This window comes from Desulfurobacterium pacificum (assembly GCF_900182835.1).
GTDB classification, from domain to species: domain Bacteria; phylum Aquificota; class Aquificia; order Desulfurobacteriales; family Desulfurobacteriaceae; genus Desulfurobacterium_B; species Desulfurobacterium_B pacificum.
In genome coordinates, this window is the sequence record NZ_FXUB01000006.1 from 55,148 (window position 1) to 70,238 (window position 15,091).

15 protein-coding genes are annotated in these 15,091 nt (G+C 37.6%); 10 read left to right on the forward strand and 5 right to left on the reverse strand.

Going from position 1 to position 15,091, the window contains the following annotated elements:
- Positions 1 to 16 precede the first annotated feature (16 nt).
- The 6 genes from QOL23_RS08110 to QOL23_RS08135 all read left to right on the forward strand — a co-directional run bounded on the left by QOL23_RS08110 (position 17) and on the right by QOL23_RS08135 (position 5,641).
- On the forward strand, positions 17 to 541 hold the full coding sequence (locus QOL23_RS08110; protein ID WP_283401084.1) for a cytochrome c3 family protein: 525 nt from the start codon (positions 17 to 19) through the stop codon (positions 539 to 541).
- 23 nt (positions 542 to 564) lie between these two features.
- The gene (locus tag QOL23_RS08115; RefSeq protein WP_283401085.1) at positions 565 to 963 is read left to right on the forward strand and encodes a hypothetical protein; all 399 of its coding nucleotides are present in this window, start codon (positions 565 to 567) and stop codon (positions 961 to 963) included.
- Between the two features lie 25 nt (positions 964 to 988).
- Positions 989 to 3,658 carry a molybdopterin oxidoreductase family protein gene (locus tag QOL23_RS08120; RefSeq protein WP_283401086.1) on the forward strand — a complete coding sequence of 890 codons (2,670 nt, stop codon included), beginning with the start codon at positions 989 to 991 and terminating at the stop codon, positions 3,656 to 3,658.
- Positions 3,659 to 3,742: 84 nt separating this feature from the next.
- A complete protein-coding gene (locus tag QOL23_RS08125; RefSeq protein ID WP_283401087.1) occupies positions 3,743 to 4,117 on the forward strand; it encodes a chaperone NapD in 375 nt (124 codons plus the stop codon).
- The gene (locus tag QOL23_RS08130) at positions 4,095 to 4,766 is read left to right on the forward strand and encodes a 4Fe-4S dicluster domain-containing protein (RefSeq protein WP_283401088.1); all 672 of its coding nucleotides are present in this window, start codon (positions 4,095 to 4,097) and stop codon (positions 4,764 to 4,766) included. The genes QOL23_RS08125 and QOL23_RS08130 overlap by 23 nt, the downstream gene beginning before the upstream one ends.
- An 8-nt stretch (positions 4,767 to 4,774) precedes the next feature.
- Complete coding sequence (locus QOL23_RS08135; RefSeq protein ID WP_283401089.1) at positions 4,775 to 5,641, forward strand: 4Fe-4S binding protein; 867 nt, start codon at positions 4,775 to 4,777, stop codon at positions 5,639 to 5,641.
- Here QOL23_RS08135 and QOL23_RS08140 read toward each other — a convergent pair.
- Genes QOL23_RS08140 through QOL23_RS08150 form a run of 3 tightly spaced genes read right to left on the reverse strand, consistent with a single transcriptional unit; the run spans position 5,598 to position 8,674 of the window.
- The gene (locus tag QOL23_RS08140) at positions 5,598 to 6,305 is read right to left on the reverse strand and encodes a type III pantothenate kinase (RefSeq protein ID WP_283401090.1); all 708 of its coding nucleotides are present in this window, start codon (positions 6,303 to 6,305) and stop codon (positions 5,598 to 5,600) included. The two genes, QOL23_RS08135 and QOL23_RS08140, sit on opposite strands and share 44 nt — an antisense overlap.
- A complete protein-coding gene (locus QOL23_RS08145; RefSeq protein WP_283401091.1) occupies positions 6,283 to 7,593 on the reverse strand; it encodes a nucleotide sugar dehydrogenase in 1,311 nt (436 codons plus the stop codon). Before QOL23_RS08145 ends, QOL23_RS08140 begins: the two co-directional genes overlap by 23 nt.
- Positions 7,580 to 8,674, reverse strand: a complete 1,095-nt coding sequence (locus tag QOL23_RS08150; RefSeq protein WP_283401092.1) for a glycosyltransferase family 4 protein — start codon at positions 8,672 to 8,674, stop codon at positions 7,580 to 7,582. Before QOL23_RS08150 ends, QOL23_RS08145 begins: the two co-directional genes overlap by 14 nt.
- 66 nt (positions 8,675 to 8,740) lie before the next feature.
- On the opposite strand from QOL23_RS08150, the gene QOL23_RS08155 reads away from it, so the two are divergent.
- Both QOL23_RS08155 and QOL23_RS08160 read left to right on the forward strand, forming a co-directional pair.
- Positions 8,741 to 9,721 (forward strand): glycosyltransferase family 9 protein, encoded by a 981-nt coding sequence (locus QOL23_RS08155; RefSeq protein ID WP_283401093.1) that lies wholly within the window; start codon positions 8,741 to 8,743, stop codon positions 9,719 to 9,721.
- 62 nt (positions 9,722 to 9,783) lie between these two features.
- Positions 9,784 to 11,091, forward strand: coding sequence for an HD-GYP domain-containing protein (locus QOL23_RS08160; protein ID WP_283401094.1), 1,308 nt, complete (start codon positions 9,784 to 9,786; stop codon positions 11,089 to 11,091).
- Here QOL23_RS08160 and QOL23_RS08165 read toward each other — a convergent pair.
- Positions 11,079 to 12,812 (reverse strand): ABC transporter ATP-binding protein, encoded by a 1,734-nt coding sequence (locus QOL23_RS08165; protein WP_283401095.1) that lies wholly within the window; start codon positions 12,810 to 12,812, stop codon positions 11,079 to 11,081. The genes QOL23_RS08160 and QOL23_RS08165 overlap by 13 nt on opposite strands.
- 65 nt (positions 12,813 to 12,877) lie before the next feature.
- Here QOL23_RS08165 and QOL23_RS08170 point away from each other — a divergent pair, with 65 nt between their 5' ends.
- On the forward strand, positions 12,878 to 14,086 hold the full coding sequence (locus QOL23_RS08170; RefSeq protein ID WP_283401096.1) for a peptidase U32 family protein: 1,209 nt from the start codon (positions 12,878 to 12,880) through the stop codon (positions 14,084 to 14,086).
- A gap of 12 nt (positions 14,087 to 14,098) precedes the next feature.
- Here the strand turns inward: QOL23_RS08170 and QOL23_RS08175 are convergent, their stop codons facing one another.
- Positions 14,099 to 14,344 carry a hypothetical protein gene (locus QOL23_RS08175; protein WP_283401097.1) on the reverse strand — a complete coding sequence of 82 codons (246 nt, stop codon included), beginning with the start codon at positions 14,342 to 14,344 and terminating at the stop codon, positions 14,099 to 14,101.
- Positions 14,345 to 14,471: 127 nt separating this feature from the next.
- Between QOL23_RS08175 and QOL23_RS08180 the strand changes: the two genes are divergently transcribed.
- The gene (locus QOL23_RS08180; protein ID WP_283401098.1) at positions 14,472 to 15,089 is read left to right on the forward strand and encodes a bacterio-opsin activator; all 618 of its coding nucleotides are present in this window, start codon (positions 14,472 to 14,474) and stop codon (positions 15,087 to 15,089) included.
- The last annotated feature ends 2 nt before the right edge of the window (positions 15,090 to 15,091 follow it).

Consider the following 15,091-nt stretch of genomic DNA (forward strand, 5'->3'; position numbering starts at 1 on the left):
ATGGAGGTTTATAGAAGTGGCTAAAAGAACGATTATTCTAAGCGGACTGGCAGGTTTCGTTATCGCAGGTGCTGCAGCTCTTATATCTGCTCAAATAATAGAGGATACCAGTACTCCTCAGTTCTGTTCTTCTTGTCATGAAATGAAGCCTATGTATGAAACGTGGTTGAAAGGTCCTCATGGTCCTTTGGGTAATAAGGGAGGGGCTGTTAGAGCTACATGCGTTGATTGTCATTTGCCTCATGACAATGTTGTTTCTTACCTTATAGCTAAAGCATCTTCAGGAACAAAAGACTTTTTAGGACATATTTTAAATGGTGGGTATGCTGATAATCCTAAATATTGGCTTGAAAAGTTAGATGAAAGTAAGAATTATGTGTACGTTGAGAATTGTAAACATTGTCATCAAGTGTTACCTAATAATGAGTCTCATAAAAAGATTAAAATGGGAAAAGTTAGCGATAACTGCTTGAGGTGCCACTGGTATGTGGGGCATGGAGAAGAGCTTGAAGTTAAAATTAAGGAGCTTTCCGAAAAATAAAACAGGTTTAAGGGAGGTGTAAAGTGAAAGCCAAACTCTTTCTCTTGGCAGCTTTTATGATGGCTGCAGGGACGACCGGTGTAATGGCTGATGAGCACCCTATTCCGGCAAGTGTTATTAAGAAGCTGAAGCCTCAGTATCAGACGTGCCAGGGGTGCCACAAAGAGGTAGCAAGGGAATGGAGTAACTCTGTTCACGGTCTTGCCAATGTTATGTGTTATCAGTGTCATGGAACGTTAGATAACTTTTATGTAAAACCCCCGGTTTCAAAGTGTGAGGCATGCCATTATCAAGAGGTTGTTAGCGCGCGTATGAGGATGCCTAACATGAAGTGTTGGACGTGCCATCCGGCTCACTACTTTACGTTCCATAGAAAAGGTGTTATTAAAACTAAAACTGCGCAGGACTTTGGTATTCACTAAAAATTCTTGAGAAATGGAGGGTACGATGGGAGTTGGAAGAAGGGACTTTCTAAAGAAGACTGCAGCATTGACAGCAGCTTCTTTTGTAGGAATAGACCTCGGAATAAAGATTGACGGTAAGTTTGATGAAGCTTTAGCTTATGGTGGAGAGAATATTGTTCAGATTCCAGAAGAAGTTAAGAATTCTCCCGCTTATATGGTAGATGACCAGGGTGTTGAGTGGGTAAGAGGTGTTTGCCGTTTCTGCGGAACAGGTTGTAAAGTATGGCTTGGTCTTAAAGATGGTAAACCAGTAAGGATACGTGGAGAGAAAAATTCTGCTATTAACCATGGTTTCCTCTGTATGAAGGGTATGCTTTTCTACAAGCTATTCAGGCATCCTGATAGATTAACGCAGCCTCTTTACAGGAAGAGTAAGAAAGAACCTTTCAAGCCTATTTCCTGGGAGAAGGCTTTTGACATTCTTGCCGATGAAATGATTAAAGCTATGAAGAAAGGTGGCTATCACAAAAATGCAATGGGATGGTCCGGTATTGCATATTACGGTTCTGGTCAGTGTTTAACAGAAGAAACGTATCTTTTCCAGAAACTCTGGAGATGTGTTGGTTCTAACCACGTTGAGGGTAACCCAAGACTCTGTATGGCTTCTGCAGTTGGTGGATACTTAACTTCATACGGAGCTGATGAGCCTGCTGGTGGTTATAGGGATATAGATAATGCAGAAACTATTTTCATCATTGGTTCCAACACTGCGGAGGCTCACCCTATTTTGTATCAGCGTGTTGCTATGCGTAAAATGGCAAATCCTGATGTTATGGTAATTAATGCTGACCCAAGGGTAACGAGAACATCACGTATTGCTGATATTCATATGCAGTTTAAACCAGGAACAGACCTTGCTTTACTTAACGCTATTGCAAACGTGATTGTTAATGAGGGACTTTACGATAAAGAATTTGTTGAAAAATACTGTGCTTTCCATGCGTTTACTCCAGGTAAAGATAAAGTTCCTCTAAAAGGACATAAAGTTTCCTTTGAAGAGTATAAGAAGTTTATTGCCAAATATACTCCAGAATATGCAGCAAGAATTTGCGGCGGTAACATTACACCTGAGATGATTAGAAAAGTTGCAAGGAGAATTGCAACTACAAAGACTGTTTCAATGTGGACAATGGGTATTAACCAGAGAATTAGAGGCGTTTGGGCTAACAACCTTATTACTAATATTCACCTTTTAACAGGTAACGTATGTAAGGATGGAGCTGATTCCCTTTCTTTAACAGGTCAGCCAAACGCTTGTGGTGGTGTTAGAGAAGGTGGTGGATTGTGCCATATCCTACCGGGTCACAGGGTTGTTAAAAATCCTAAACTAAGACATCAACTTGAAAAGATTTGGGGTGTTCCTAAAGGAACGATACCTCCTAAGCCTGGTTATCACACAGTTAAGATGTTCTCTGCTGTTTCTTACACTCCAGAGGATAGAAAGAGGTTTAAAGGACTTAAGCCTATTTACTTCATGTGGGTGAATGAAACATCTCCAATGCAATCCTTACCTAACTTGAAAAGATTCCGTGAAGGTTTTGCAAGAGAAGATGTGTTTGTTGTAGTTTCTGATATATTCCCAACAAGAACTTCTGAGCTTGCCAACATGATTCTGCCGTGTGCGTTCCACTTTGAGAAAACGGGTGTTTACGGTTGTACTGAAAGACGTTCTCAATTGACACCTAAGGCTGTAAAAGCTCCTGGTCAGGCGATGCCTGAAAACTGGATGGTTGTTAAGTTTGCTGAAGTTCTTTCTAAGAAGCTTGCTAAGCAAAGTGACCCTGAAATGAGAAGAAGGGCTAAGATTGTTTACGACGCTCTTGTTAAACCTTACAAGGCTGTTGTAGATAAAGACCCATGGTGGGAGCTTCCAAAAGTTATCTGGACTGAGTACTCTCAAAAAGTTACTAAAGGTAGAGATAACGACCTTTCCGGTGCTACTTATGAAGTTCTCCTTGAAAGACCGGATGGTGTTCAGTGGCCAGCGCCAACCGTTGAGATTGCTAAGAAAGGTGGAACGTTGAGAAGATTCGTTGTTGGAAAAGACCCACTTGCTACTGCTCTTGCTAAGAAATATCCATCTAAATTTGCAGGTTGGGAAATTATTGATTATGGACCACTTCATAAAGATTACAAGTTCTGGGTATGGTGTAGACCTTATAAGGGGGCAGCTGAGGAGCCAGATGCAGAATATCCATTCTACCTTTCTACAGGTAGGATTATTGACCACTGGCACACAATGTCTATGACGGGTCGTATTAAAGAGATTTTTGAAGCTAACCCATACGCATGGGTAGAAGTTAACCCGAAAGACGCTCAGAGAATGGGTATCTCTACAGGTGACCTTGTTCTTATAGAAACACGTCGCGGCAAAAACATCATTCCAGCCAAAGTTGCTACAGACCAAGGTCCTATGGAAGGAATGGTATTTGTTTACTGGTATGACCAGGATAAGAAGAGAATGATTAACTTCTGTACAAAGGATGCTTTTGATAAAGGTTCTAAAGAACCTGAGTTTAAGATTTGTGCATGCCGTATAAGCAAGTATGCTCCAGCTCAGCCAATACAATCCTTCTTGGTTAAGCTTGAAAAGGTTAGAGGAGGTTACCTCCACAACTCTGAGCTTATAAAGTCTGAAAAAGACCCTGTTTAATGAAATTAGGGGCGGGATATCCCGCCCCTTTTCTTTTTAAACCAATTTAATCGTATTATTAGCATTAAATTAAGGAGATGAAGGATGCCGATAGTTAGCTGTGTTGTGGCTTGTGAACCTGAAAAAGGGTTTTCTGTTGAGAAAGAGTTGTTAGAAATTCCGGGAGTGGAAGTATATGGAAGTGGTTTGAAGGAAAAGGAAAACGTCCATTACGTTATTGTGGTTTTAGAAGGAGAAACTTATGAGGACGTTGAAGCTATAGAAAAGCGAATTAAGGAGATTGATGGAGTTTTATACGTTGGAGTTGTTGAAGCATATTTCTTGGATGAATATGAAAAAATAGAAAAAGGAGAAATTGTTCCGTCTAATCCTTTTCACGGTCTGAAAAGGTCAGAGAAATTGGCGGAAAGGTTCTATTTTGGTGAGGATGAAGATAATGGAAAAGAAAGCGACGCGTAGGGATTTTATTAAAGTAACGCTTTCAGCTTTTATGACGGCTACTGTTTTTGAATCCTGCAAGCTTTCTGAATTTAAAAATCCAAAAACTATGATTAAATCACCGATAAAAACTAATATTTTACGTCCACCTGGAGCTGTTCCTGAAGATGAATTTGCAAAAAGGTGTATAAGATGTGGAAGGTGTGGAGAGGTTTGTCCTTACCATTGTATTAAATATTTTGATGTGAAAAATGGAGGAGTATTTTCAGGTACTCCTTATATAAACGTTTTAGAGAAGCCCTGTTATTTATGTATGAAGTGCGTTTATGTGTGTCCTACAGGTTCTCTCCAGCCGTGTGCAAAGGATGAAGTGAGGATGGGAGTTGCTGTAATAAATAGAGAAATATGTGTTTCGTGGCAACAGGATAAAACGGGACTTATCTGTAGAACGTGCTATAACGTGTGTCCTTTTGCTGGAACTGCTATAAAGATTGACCCGATGTTTAGACCTTACATCATAGAGGAAAACTGTACGGGTTGTGGAATATGTGCTTACTCATGCATTGCCGATACTTATGAGGGTAATAAGGGTAAAAAAGCAATCTCTATACAGCCTATTAGATGGAAAAAGATAAAAGAGGTGAAGTTAAAAGATATTAAAAAGTCTTGAGGTGTTAAATGGCTAAGGTAAAGCAGGGAAAAATCAGGTTTTTTAGATATGCTTTTCTGTTTGCCTGCTTTTTGGTGATAACGGTTAATCCTATTTTGAATTATAAGTGGGATATAAACTTTGTTCAGGGATGGTTTCAGTCTCTTGGTATTGGGAATATGTGGATAGTTTCACCGCTTGAGGGGCTTGAAACGATTTTAACTGGGAAGTTTTTCTACCTTCCTTCAATTATTGGGATGTTGATTCCTTTAACTCTTGCTTTTCTGATGGGGAGAGTTTTCTGCAGTTGGATGTGTCCGATTACCTTCCTCTCAATGTTAACGGATAAACTGTTAGGTTTATTTCCTGTTGTAGGAAAGAAGTTAAAATATAGAGAGGGCTTGATAATTCTGAATAGAAGAGTCATCTGGTTTGCGCTTTTAGCAGAGCTAATTTTGACAATGGTTGTAGGCTATCCACTATTTGTGTGGTGGTCTCCGCCGGGGCTTGTTGGTAGAGAAACAATGTTTTACGTGTTTTACCACGTTATAACGATTGAGATTTATATTGTAGTTGCTGTTCTTCTTCTCAATTTGATTACGAGAAGATTTTTCTGTAGATATTTATGTCCTTTAGGAGCCTTGCTTGCTTTGGTTGCTTCAAAAAGACAGTTGGTTATTGAATATAATGCTGACAAGTGTCTTTCCTGTAAAGTTTGTGATAAGAAATGTCCTTTGGGTATAAAGCCGAGTGTTGGTGAAAGTCAAAGTATATATTGCTGGAATTGTGCAGAGTGTGTAGATGCCTGCCCTACAGGGGCGTTAAAGTTTACTTGGAGAAATGACGGAATTGTTAGGATTGAGAAGAAAAGTTTGCTATTACCTCAAGCCCGTTAAGGGTTAAGTTTTCTACGTATTTTGCTTTTATGAAGTTTGTGAGAAGTTTGCCGTTCCCTCCTGTCAGTATTATTGGTAGGTTGAAGGTTTTTTTAACTTTTTGGATTGAGGAAACTGTAAAAAGTAGTATTCCTTTTTCTATGCATTCTGTTGTGGAGTTCCCAGGTTCGTAAAAATTGTTAAGGGTAAAGTTTTCAACTAAGGGTAGTTTAGAGGTGAATTTGTAGAGACACTGGGAGGATAACTTTATGCCGGGCAGTATCCATCCTCCCAAAAACTTTCGTTCTTTTACAATGTCTATTACTGTTGTGGTACCAGCATTAACTATTATGAAAGAGTTTCCATAGAGTAGCCCTCCGCATGCGTGAGCTATTCTGTCTGTTCCTAAGGTTTGCGGCGTTAAGTAATTGATTTTGATAGGAAGGTTGGTTTGTGCAGTGATAAACTTAATGTTTTTGAAGTGTGTTTTTAAGATTTCTGTTGCTTTATTGACAACGGAAACTGCTATAACGGAAGAATTTGGGTTGAACTTTTCTATGTTTTTTTTAATTTCAGAAGTAGGGAAAGAAACATCTTTCTTAAAAGAATCTTTAATTATTCTCACTTTTGTTCTTGTGTTTCCTACATCTATGAGTAGTAGGTTATAGTCTCCATAGTATTGCATCTTTGAACTCGTTTCGGTCATAGATTCCTTTAACATCAGCTATGATAGGTTTTCCGTTTGCCATTTCTTTAAAATCTGCAAATTTCAAATTTCTATAAGGTTCGTGCTTCACTGCAACGATGATGGCATCGTAAGGTGCTTGTTCCTTAATGTCCTGTAGTAATTTTATTCCGTATTCTTTTTCTACTTCATCTGGAATTGCGTAAGGGTCGTGAACAAACGTTTTGACGCCATAGGAGTTGAGTTCGTTATAAATATCAATAACTTTTGTGTTCCTTATATCTTTTATGTTTTCTTTGAAAGTAAGTCCCATTATTAAAACTTTTGAATTGAGGATTTGTTTTCCTTCTTTTATCATCAGTTTTACAACGTTTTCTGCTACGAATTTACCCATATAGTCATTAATACGCCTTCCTGATAGTATCACTTCTGGATGGTGTCCGATTTCCTGAGCTTTAAACGTTAGGTAGTAAGGGTCAACACCTATACAGTGTCCACCGACAAGTCCAGGTTCAAACTTTAGGAAGTTCCATTTCGTTCCGGCGGCTTCTAAAACGTCTCTTGTGTCTATGCCTAACTTGTGGAATATTAGTGCTAACTCGTTCATGAGAGCTATGTTTAAATCTCTTTGTGTGTTTTCTATGACTTTCGCTGCTTCTGCAGTTTTTATGTTTGGTGCTTTGTGAATTCCAGCTTTTATTACGCTTCCGTAAATTTCTGCTAATAGTTCCGTTGTATACTTATCGCATCCAGAAACTACTTTAACTATGTTTTCTATAGTGTGGACTTTATCTCCCGGGTTTACCCTTTCTGGAGAGTATCCTACTTTAAAGTCGTGCATGTATCTCATATTTGAAAACTTTTCTAACAGGGGAACACAAATTTCTTCCGTTACGCCTGGATAAACCGTTGATTCGTAGACGACTATTGAATGTTTAGGCATGTGTGAGGCAACTGTTTGGGTAGCTGATTTGATAGGGGAAAGGTCGGGGATTTTGTGTTCGTCTATGGGAGTAGGTACTGTTATTATGAAGAGTTTACATGTTTTCAAGGTTTCTGGGGAGGAGGTGAAAGTGATGGAGGAGGATTTAAGAGTTTCATACGGGATTTCTCCAGTTCTATCAAAACCTCTTTTGAGTTCTTCTATCCTTATCTTATTTATATCAAAGCCTATAACGGAGAATTTTTTAGATAGTGCGATTGCTAAAGGTAATCCTACGTATCCGAGACCGATAATAGCTATTTTCTCTTTACCTGATTTAAAGTCTTGAAAGTTAGGAAACGCCATTGAGAACCTCCCTATAGACCTTTAACGTTCTGTCAACTACTTTTTCTATGTCAAAATCAAGTGCAGTTTTTCTTGCGTTCTCTTTTAGTTTTTCGTTATTAATGTTTTCAATAGCGGTGAGTAATCCTTTATATAGAGATTCAATACTTCCGGGTTCTACAGCTATTCCGTTTTCCATGTGTTTTAGATAAGTTTTTATTCCTCCAACGTAGGAGGCTACCACTATTTTTTTCATTGCCATTGCTTGGAGAAGGGAACTTCCTAACCCTTCGCTTAATGAAGGAAATACAAAAATATCTGTATCTTTGAGTATTTGAGGGACGTCTCTTCTGAAACCTAAAGGGATGACTTTTTTTGTGAGGTTTAGCTTTTTTATTAGCTGATAAGCCTTTTCACTTTGGGTATCTCTTCCTGCTAATAGCAGAACTAAATTTCTGTCTGGGTGCATGGTGGTAAACTTTTGGAAAGCTTTTAGCAAAATGTGTTGCCCCTTAACTTCCGAAAAGTTTGCTATATGAGTGATTACTATTGCATTTGAGGGAATATTTAAATCTTCTTTTATTGAAATTTTGGTTTTTATATAAGGGTTGAATCTATCTAATTCTATGCCTGAGGGGATGTAGTGGATTTTTTTCTTTATTAATGGATAATTTCTTAGCTTCTCGTATATTTCATGAGATATTCCTATTATTGCGTCAACGTTTATGTTGTATTTTGTAATGGCTGAAATCATTGATATATCAAAGAAAACCCTTCTTGTGTAGATTAGTTTTGGTCTTTTCCTTGTGAATAAAGAAGCCAACCAGATAAACCAGTGTGCTTTTGATATGTGAGTGTTGACAATGTCGTAGTTTTGTATGATTTGAGATAATTTTCTTGCTTCTTTTAAGCTAAACTTTTTTGTGTTTGGAAAATGAACTCTTTTTATTCCTAAGTTTTCAGCTCTTTTATCTAATTCACAGTTTTTAAAGGTTAAAATATGAGTTTCATAACCTAACTTATTCATATATTTAGCTAATAGAAGACACTGTTCTGTTCCGCCGCTCCAGCCTCTTGCTGTTGTAGCTTGAAGGATTTTCATTTATAGTAAGCTCCATATGGATTTAGTTTGTAAATTAAGCTGAATTTTAACTGATAGGTGGTTTAAATGAAAATACTGTTGATACAAATTAGGCAGTTAGGAGATGTTCTTCTTTCTTCACCGCTTGGAAGGGTGATAAAAGAAGAAATACCGAATGTTGAGGTTCATTTTCTTACTTCTGTTGCTGGAAAGGAAATCTTGGAGAGAAATCCTTTTATAGATAAAATTTTGACTATTGATAAAGGCTTTATTGGAGAATTAAAAACTATTTTTAAAGTATATCGTGAGAAGTATGATGCGGTAGTAGATATTCAGAGAACGGGGAGGTCTAAAAGGATTACTTTTTTTTCTGGTGCGTCTGTAAGAGTTGCATTTAAGAGAAAGAGAGAGAATTTTTATTACAATAAACTTATTGAATGGAAGAGTTATGGGTATACTGTTTGGGAAAGGATGGAACTTTTAAGAGGGATAGGTATTAATAAGCCCATAAAGAAATACTTGCCTAAGACGTACCTTTCTGAAGAAGAATTGAAGAAAGGTAGGGAGATAATTGAGAAGCTTAGGCTTCAAGAAAGGTCTTTTTTTGTTGTTGTTCCTACCTCAAGGAGAATCAGAAGAGCTTGGCAACCTGAGAAATTTGGAATTCTTGCAACTTACCTTTCAAGATATACAGGGTTGAAACCTTTAGTAGTTTATGCTCCTGGAGAAGAAGAACTTGCTGAACGTGCTTACAGTTGTATAGAAGATGGAGTTATTATTGAGGAGCCTTTATCTATTCGAATGTTAGCTTCAGTTATTTCTCATAGTGCGTTTTTATTGGGTAATGATTCTTTTGCTTCGCATCTTTCCTTATCTTTAGGTAGGAAAACAATAGTAATACTTGGACCTAACGAAGGTTGGTTTCCAGAAGTTAAGCTTGTAATAAAAATTAAAAAAAATTTGCCATGTCAACCTTGTGGTAATTGGAAAACCTGTAGTAGAGACATGGCTTGCTATACTGAACTTTCTCCGAAAGAGGCATTTAATCAAATAGTAGGGGTTTTATAAAGTATATTGTGTGGTAGAATGAAGGGAAAATATATAAATAGTATATGGGATAGGGGTGTTTTATGGAACTTTTTGTGGATATTACCAATCTTTTAGTTACGGTTTCCTCTTTGAGTTCTATTCTTAACTCCTCCATTCAAAAACACAATTTAAGAGTGTCTTTTCTTGCATTTAGTATTGCTAATAAAATTAGTTATTCTGTTGAGTTTTTGAGGAATGTTGCCGTTGCAGGTTTGCTCCATGATATAGGAATATTGTTTTTTAATTCAAGGGAACAAGCAGAACTTTTGTTGAAAGAAAGTGGATTGTCTAAAGAATCAGAAAAGATTATTCATTTACATGCGTATGTGGGGTATGAACTTTTAAGGCATTATCCGTTGTTTTCTAAAGTTGCAAGGATTATTAAACATCATCATAGAACGTTTAATGAATATGTTGAGGCTAAAGGAAAAATCCCCCTCTCCTCCCAGCTTATCCTATTGGCAGACAGGATAGATGTTTATATGTCTAACAGAATAGAGAGTGGCGTTAGTATTTCTAAAGCTGTTGAGTCTTTGAAGAAGAAAATTTCTGCTGGCAGAGGTTCAATATTACATCCCCGATTGGTAGATATATTTCTAAACCACTTAGCAGATAAGGAAGCTTTATGGTTTGAACTTTATGCTGAACCTTCGTATTTAGAAGAAAATATTTCAAAGCTTTTGAGTAGCCTAAACTTTCGGTTGAGTCAAAGGGAGTTTTTAAAAGTAATAAATCTATTCGGATACATAATTGACTTTAAAAGTGAGTTTACTGCTACTCACTCATCTGGTGTTGCGCAAACCGCCGTTCAGTTAGCTTCTATGTTTTCTTTTTCTCAGTCGGAACTCAAAAAGATGAGAATCGCCGGTTTGCTTCACGATATAGGAAAAATAGTTATTCCCAGTGAGGTTTTAGAAAAACCCGATAGACTTACTGAAGAAGAGTTTGATTTGATGAAATCTCATGTTTTCCATACTTATAAGCTTCTTTTAAGATTTGTTAGCGATAGTAATATTTTGGAGTGGGCTTCCTACCATCACGAAAAGTTGAATGGTAAGGGGTATCCTTTTAAGTTGAGGGCGAATCAGATTCCTATGGGTTCAAGGATATTAGCTGTTGCAGACGTTTTTACTGCTCTTACCGAGGAGAGACCTTACAAAAAAGGAATGACCGTTAGGGAGGTTTTGAATATTCTGAAAAAAATGGCAGAGAATAGAGAACTTGATTACAGAGTTGTTAACGTTTTAGAGGAAAAAGTAGACATAATCAACAGGGGTAGGCAGATAGCTCAGGAAAAGGCAAGAAAGTTTTATGAGAAGTTAAAAGAAAAAGCTCTTCAGTTTTCATAGACTTTGAATTGGATATCACATAAGTTTTTGTAATCTGCAAGGCTTTTGTATAACTCTTCATGCGTTCCATATCCTACTACTTCGCCGTTTTTCATGAATATTATTGTGTTGCTGTCTAACACTGTTGATAGTCTGTGGGCTACGGCTATTATGATTTTTTCTTTGAACTTTGCATCAATAGCTTTCTGTATCGCTTTTTCAGTTTCTGAGTCTAAGGCGCTGGTTGCTTCATCCAATATGAGGACATCTGGATTTTTAAGGATTGCTCTTGCTATTGCTATTCTCTGCTTTTGTCCGCCAGATAGTGAGATACCCTCTTCTCCTAAGACGGTATAATATTTATCCGGAAGGGTTTCTATAAAATCGTGAATGTTGGCTATTTTTGCTGCTTCTATTATTTCTTCTAAGGAAGCGTTAGGTTTGCTTATTGAGATGTTTTCCAATATCGTTCCGTTGAATATAACGATGTCCTGACTTACAAGTCCTATCAGTTTTCTGTAGGGTTTAAGTTTTAGTTCTTTTGCATTTATGCCGTTAATGGTGATTGTTCCTGATGTAGGGTCGTAGAAGCGGGGGATGAGGTTGATGAGGGTGGATTTTCCACTTCCCGTTCTACCAACAATAGCGTATTTTTTCCCTTTTTTAAACGTTAGAGAGATATTTTTAAGGACGTAACTTTCAGTTTCAGGATAACGGAAGTTAACGTTATTGAAGCAAATTTCCGATACGTTGTTAATAACTTTCTCTCCATCTTTTAACTTATATTCGTCGGGTAAATCTAAAATTGTTTTTATCCTTTCTGCTACTGCAATTGATTGCTGTATTTTGTTGTAGTTCTGTCCTAATTTTCTTATAGGTTCGTAAGCCATTATTAAGGCTATGATAAAGGAAAAGAAAGCGCCTGGAGAAAGTTCTCCTCTTACTATTTTCATTCCGCCGTAATAAATTAAAAATCCAACTATTACAGCGCCTGTAAGTTCAACTATGGGAGGGTAGATACCTTCCACTTTTTTGATTTTCATGAATTTTCTAAAGTAGTTCCAGTTTTCCTTTGTGAAGATTTTTATAAAACGTTCTTCAGCTCCTAAGAGTTTGATTTCTCTTAAGTTTTTAACTCCTTCAAAGAGATGACCTGTAAGTTTTGCTAACTTTTCCTGCATCTGGTTGGTGTATTTGCGGATTTTCTTTCCTAAGAGAGATATTATGTAACCTATTAGTGGAAGTCCTATTAAGCCTATTGTTGCTAATTTCCAATCCTGATAAAAGATTACGGCGATAAGTCCTAAAGCTGTTAGTAAGTTTCTCAAGAAGGTTGCTATCTGCCTTGAAGAGAAGTCCTGCAGGAGGTTGGTGTCGTTAATAATCTTTGAGATGAAATTGGATGGGGGTTCCTTAGAAAAAATTTCTAAAGGCAGAGTTAGTACTTTCTCGTAAAGTTCTTCCCGTAGGCTGACGATTACTCTCTGACCTATGTAAGCCATTGAGTAGTAATTGATAAAAAATATGATTCCTTTTGCTAAAACTAAACCTATGAGTATTAGCGGTATTATCTTTATCATATGTTCGTTTTTTGTTACGAAGACGTTATTTACTATGGTTTTCACGAAGTAGGCTAAAAAGGACGTTAATCCTGCGTTTAGCACTAAAGTTATTAAGCTTACAACAACTAAGAGTTTAAGTTCTTTTACGTATTTAAAAATCCACCATGGAAAGTTTTTCATTTTCTCTTCCTGAATTGAGTAGTGGGGATAAATTATAGCTGAATAAATTTTATGGGAGTTGAGAATTGAAAAAACCGGAAGTTCTTTCACCGGCAGGTAATCTTGAAAAGCTAAGGTTTGCGGTTGAATATGGAGCGGATGCAGTGTATTTGGGGGGGAGGATTTTTAACCTGAGAGAGAGAGCCGGGAATTTTTCTGTTGAAGAGATGGCAGAAGGTATTGAGTACGCTCACTCAAGGAGAAAGAAAGTTTACGTTACCCTTAACGCGTTTGCCAAGAATAGGGATTTTGATGAATTAAAAGCTTACGTTAAGGAAGTTGCTTCTTTAAAGCCTGACAGTTTTATCGTCTCAGATTTAGGCATTCTTTCTCTTGTAAAGGAGGTTGCTCCAGAGGTAGATATTCACGTTAGTACTCAAGCAAACGTTACTAATTATAAAGCGGTGGAGATTTTCAAAGCTTTAGGTGTCAAAAGGGTTGTTTTGGCGCGAGAACTATCAATTCCAGAGATTGCAGAGATTAAAGAAAGAGTTCCTGATGTTGAGTTGGAAGTTTTTGTTCACGGTGCTATGTGCATGGCTTATTCAGGGAGGTGTCTTTTGTCGGATTACCTTACTTATAGGGCAAGTAATAAGGGAGCTTGTTCTCAAAGCTGCAGGTGGAAGTATTACGTTGTTGAAGAGAAAAGACCTGGCGAGTTTTACGAGATAGAGGAGGATAGTAAAGGAACTTACATATTTAACTCAAAAGATTTGTGCGCTCTTCCTGTTCTGCCAGAACTTGTAAAGGCAGGTGTTGATTCTTTTAAGATAGAAGGTAGAGTAAAGAGCGCTTACTACGTTGCCGTTGTTACAAGCGTTTACAGAAAGGCAGTTGACCTTTTGTTTAAATCACCTGAGGAGTTTAAAAGAAGTGTTCCTTTTTTAATGGAAGAGCTTAAAAAGGTTAGTCACCGACCTTACACTTTGGGATTTTTGGTTCCTGAGAAAAAAGAGATAAAACAGCATTACGAGTCAAGTTCTTATATAAGGAATTATCAGTTCTTGGCTGTTTACGATGGAAGCTTTTGGAATGTGAAGAACCGGTTTTCTGTAGGTGAAGAAGTGGAAGTTTTTCAACCAGGAGTGAAGGTTCAAAAAGTTAAAGTAGAATCAATAGCTTTGTTAGATAACCTTGAATTTATTGAAGAGGTTCATCCAAACTATAGGGTAAAAATTTCTTTTGATAGAGCTGTAGAGATTACTCCTTACGCTATTTTAAGGAAAAGGAAGTAAAGGGAAGGTGTTTTACCACCTTCCCCAACCGCGACCTCTACCACCGCCGAATCCACGGCGCCATCCGAAACCGCCTCTTCCCCAACCTCTGCAGAAACCTCTTCCCCAGCCTCTACCACCTGCAGGAGCATCTGCTCTTACTATGTTTTCGCTTCCACATTTGGGGCATTTGACCATCCATCTTGGTTTCCCAAAGGGTTCTTCAAACTCGTGTCCGCAGTCAAGACACTGAAACTTTCTTTTAGGTATTACTTCCATTGTTAGCACCTCCTAACTGAGTTATTTCTAAATTTAGTTAACAATTAAACATTTGTCAACTTTGCTCTTCACTTTTTTAGATTTTTTCTTTATACTGAAATTAAACCAGCTGAAGAGGAGGGGAGTTATGGTTATTCAGATTGAGCCTAAAGAGGTAGATTACGATACTTTAGCTTTGAGAGTTTTCTTGAAAGCTTTGGAAATAATAGGAGGACCAAGAAAGTTATTTGAGTATAGGAACCTTACGTGGATACCGAGTTTGATGGAGGCTGCTTATGCTGTTGTTTTAAAGGAAGAGGGTATGAAAACGGAAGATGAAATAGCAGAGTTTATAGGTATTACTAAGCAAACTGTGAGAAATATGCTTTCTGCTGACCCTCAGCTTGTTCTTATGAAGCTTCAGGGGGAGCTTGAAAGTAAAGAGGTGAAGGTTCATACTGCCGGTGGACTTGCAAAACTTGCTTATGAAGAGGTTAAGAAAGGGAACGATTACGTTCCTTTTGTGATGGCTGTTTGCGATACCTTCGTTAATAAGATTTTGGGTATAGCGTGGCCAGTGGAAGTTTTAACTGCTATAAAAGGTATGCATTTTCCTATTGAGGAATCTCAAAAAGAAGAGTTGGCAAGTCGTCTTGCAGGTATAAAGGTAAAAGATGTTCCTGCAACGGTTCTCGTTGATAAGATAGAGTTTCCTATTAAAAATCCTGCTGACCTTCTACATAAATTATCTGAAGCTGCAGGTTAGGA

What these genes read in the sequence shown, in the direction of transcription:
- QOL23_RS08120 (WP_283401086.1), top strand. Translation starts at nt 989, where the DNA reads ATGGGAGTTGGAAGAAGGGACTTTCTAAAGAAGACTGCAGCATTGACA.
- QOL23_RS08125 (WP_283401087.1), top strand. Translation starts at nt 3,743, where the DNA reads ATGCCGATAGTTAGCTGTGTTGTGGCTTGTGAACCTGAAAAAGGGTTT.
- QOL23_RS08130 (WP_283401088.1), top strand. Translation starts at nt 4,095, where the DNA reads ATGGAAAAGAAAGCGACGCGTAGGGATTTTATTAAAGTAACGCTTTCA.
- QOL23_RS08135 (WP_283401089.1), top strand. Translation starts at nt 4,775, where the DNA reads ATGGCTAAGGTAAAGCAGGGAAAAATCAGGTTTTTTAGATATGCTTTT.
- QOL23_RS08140 (WP_283401090.1), bottom strand. Translation starts at nt 6,305, where the DNA reads ATGCAATACTATGGAGACTATAACCTACTACTCATAGATGTAGGAAAC.
- QOL23_RS08145 (WP_283401091.1), bottom strand. Translation starts at nt 7,593, where the DNA reads ATGGCGTTTCCTAACTTTCAAGACTTTAAATCAGGTAAAGAGAAAATA.
- QOL23_RS08150 (WP_283401092.1), bottom strand. Translation starts at nt 8,674, where the DNA reads ATGAAAATCCTTCAAGCTACAACAGCAAGAGGCTGGAGCGGCGGAACA.
- QOL23_RS08155 (WP_283401093.1), top strand. Translation starts at nt 8,741, where the DNA reads ATGAAAATACTGTTGATACAAATTAGGCAGTTAGGAGATGTTCTTCTT.
- QOL23_RS08160 (WP_283401094.1), top strand. Translation starts at nt 9,784, where the DNA reads ATGGAACTTTTTGTGGATATTACCAATCTTTTAGTTACGGTTTCCTCT.
- QOL23_RS08165 (WP_283401095.1), bottom strand. Translation starts at nt 12,812, where the DNA reads ATGAAAAACTTTCCATGGTGGATTTTTAAATACGTAAAAGAACTTAAA.
- QOL23_RS08175 (WP_283401097.1), bottom strand. Translation starts at nt 14,344, where the DNA reads ATGGAAGTAATACCTAAAAGAAAGTTTCAGTGTCTTGACTGCGGACAC.
- QOL23_RS08180 (WP_283401098.1), top strand. Translation starts at nt 14,472, where the DNA reads ATGGTTATTCAGATTGAGCCTAAAGAGGTAGATTACGATACTTTAGCT.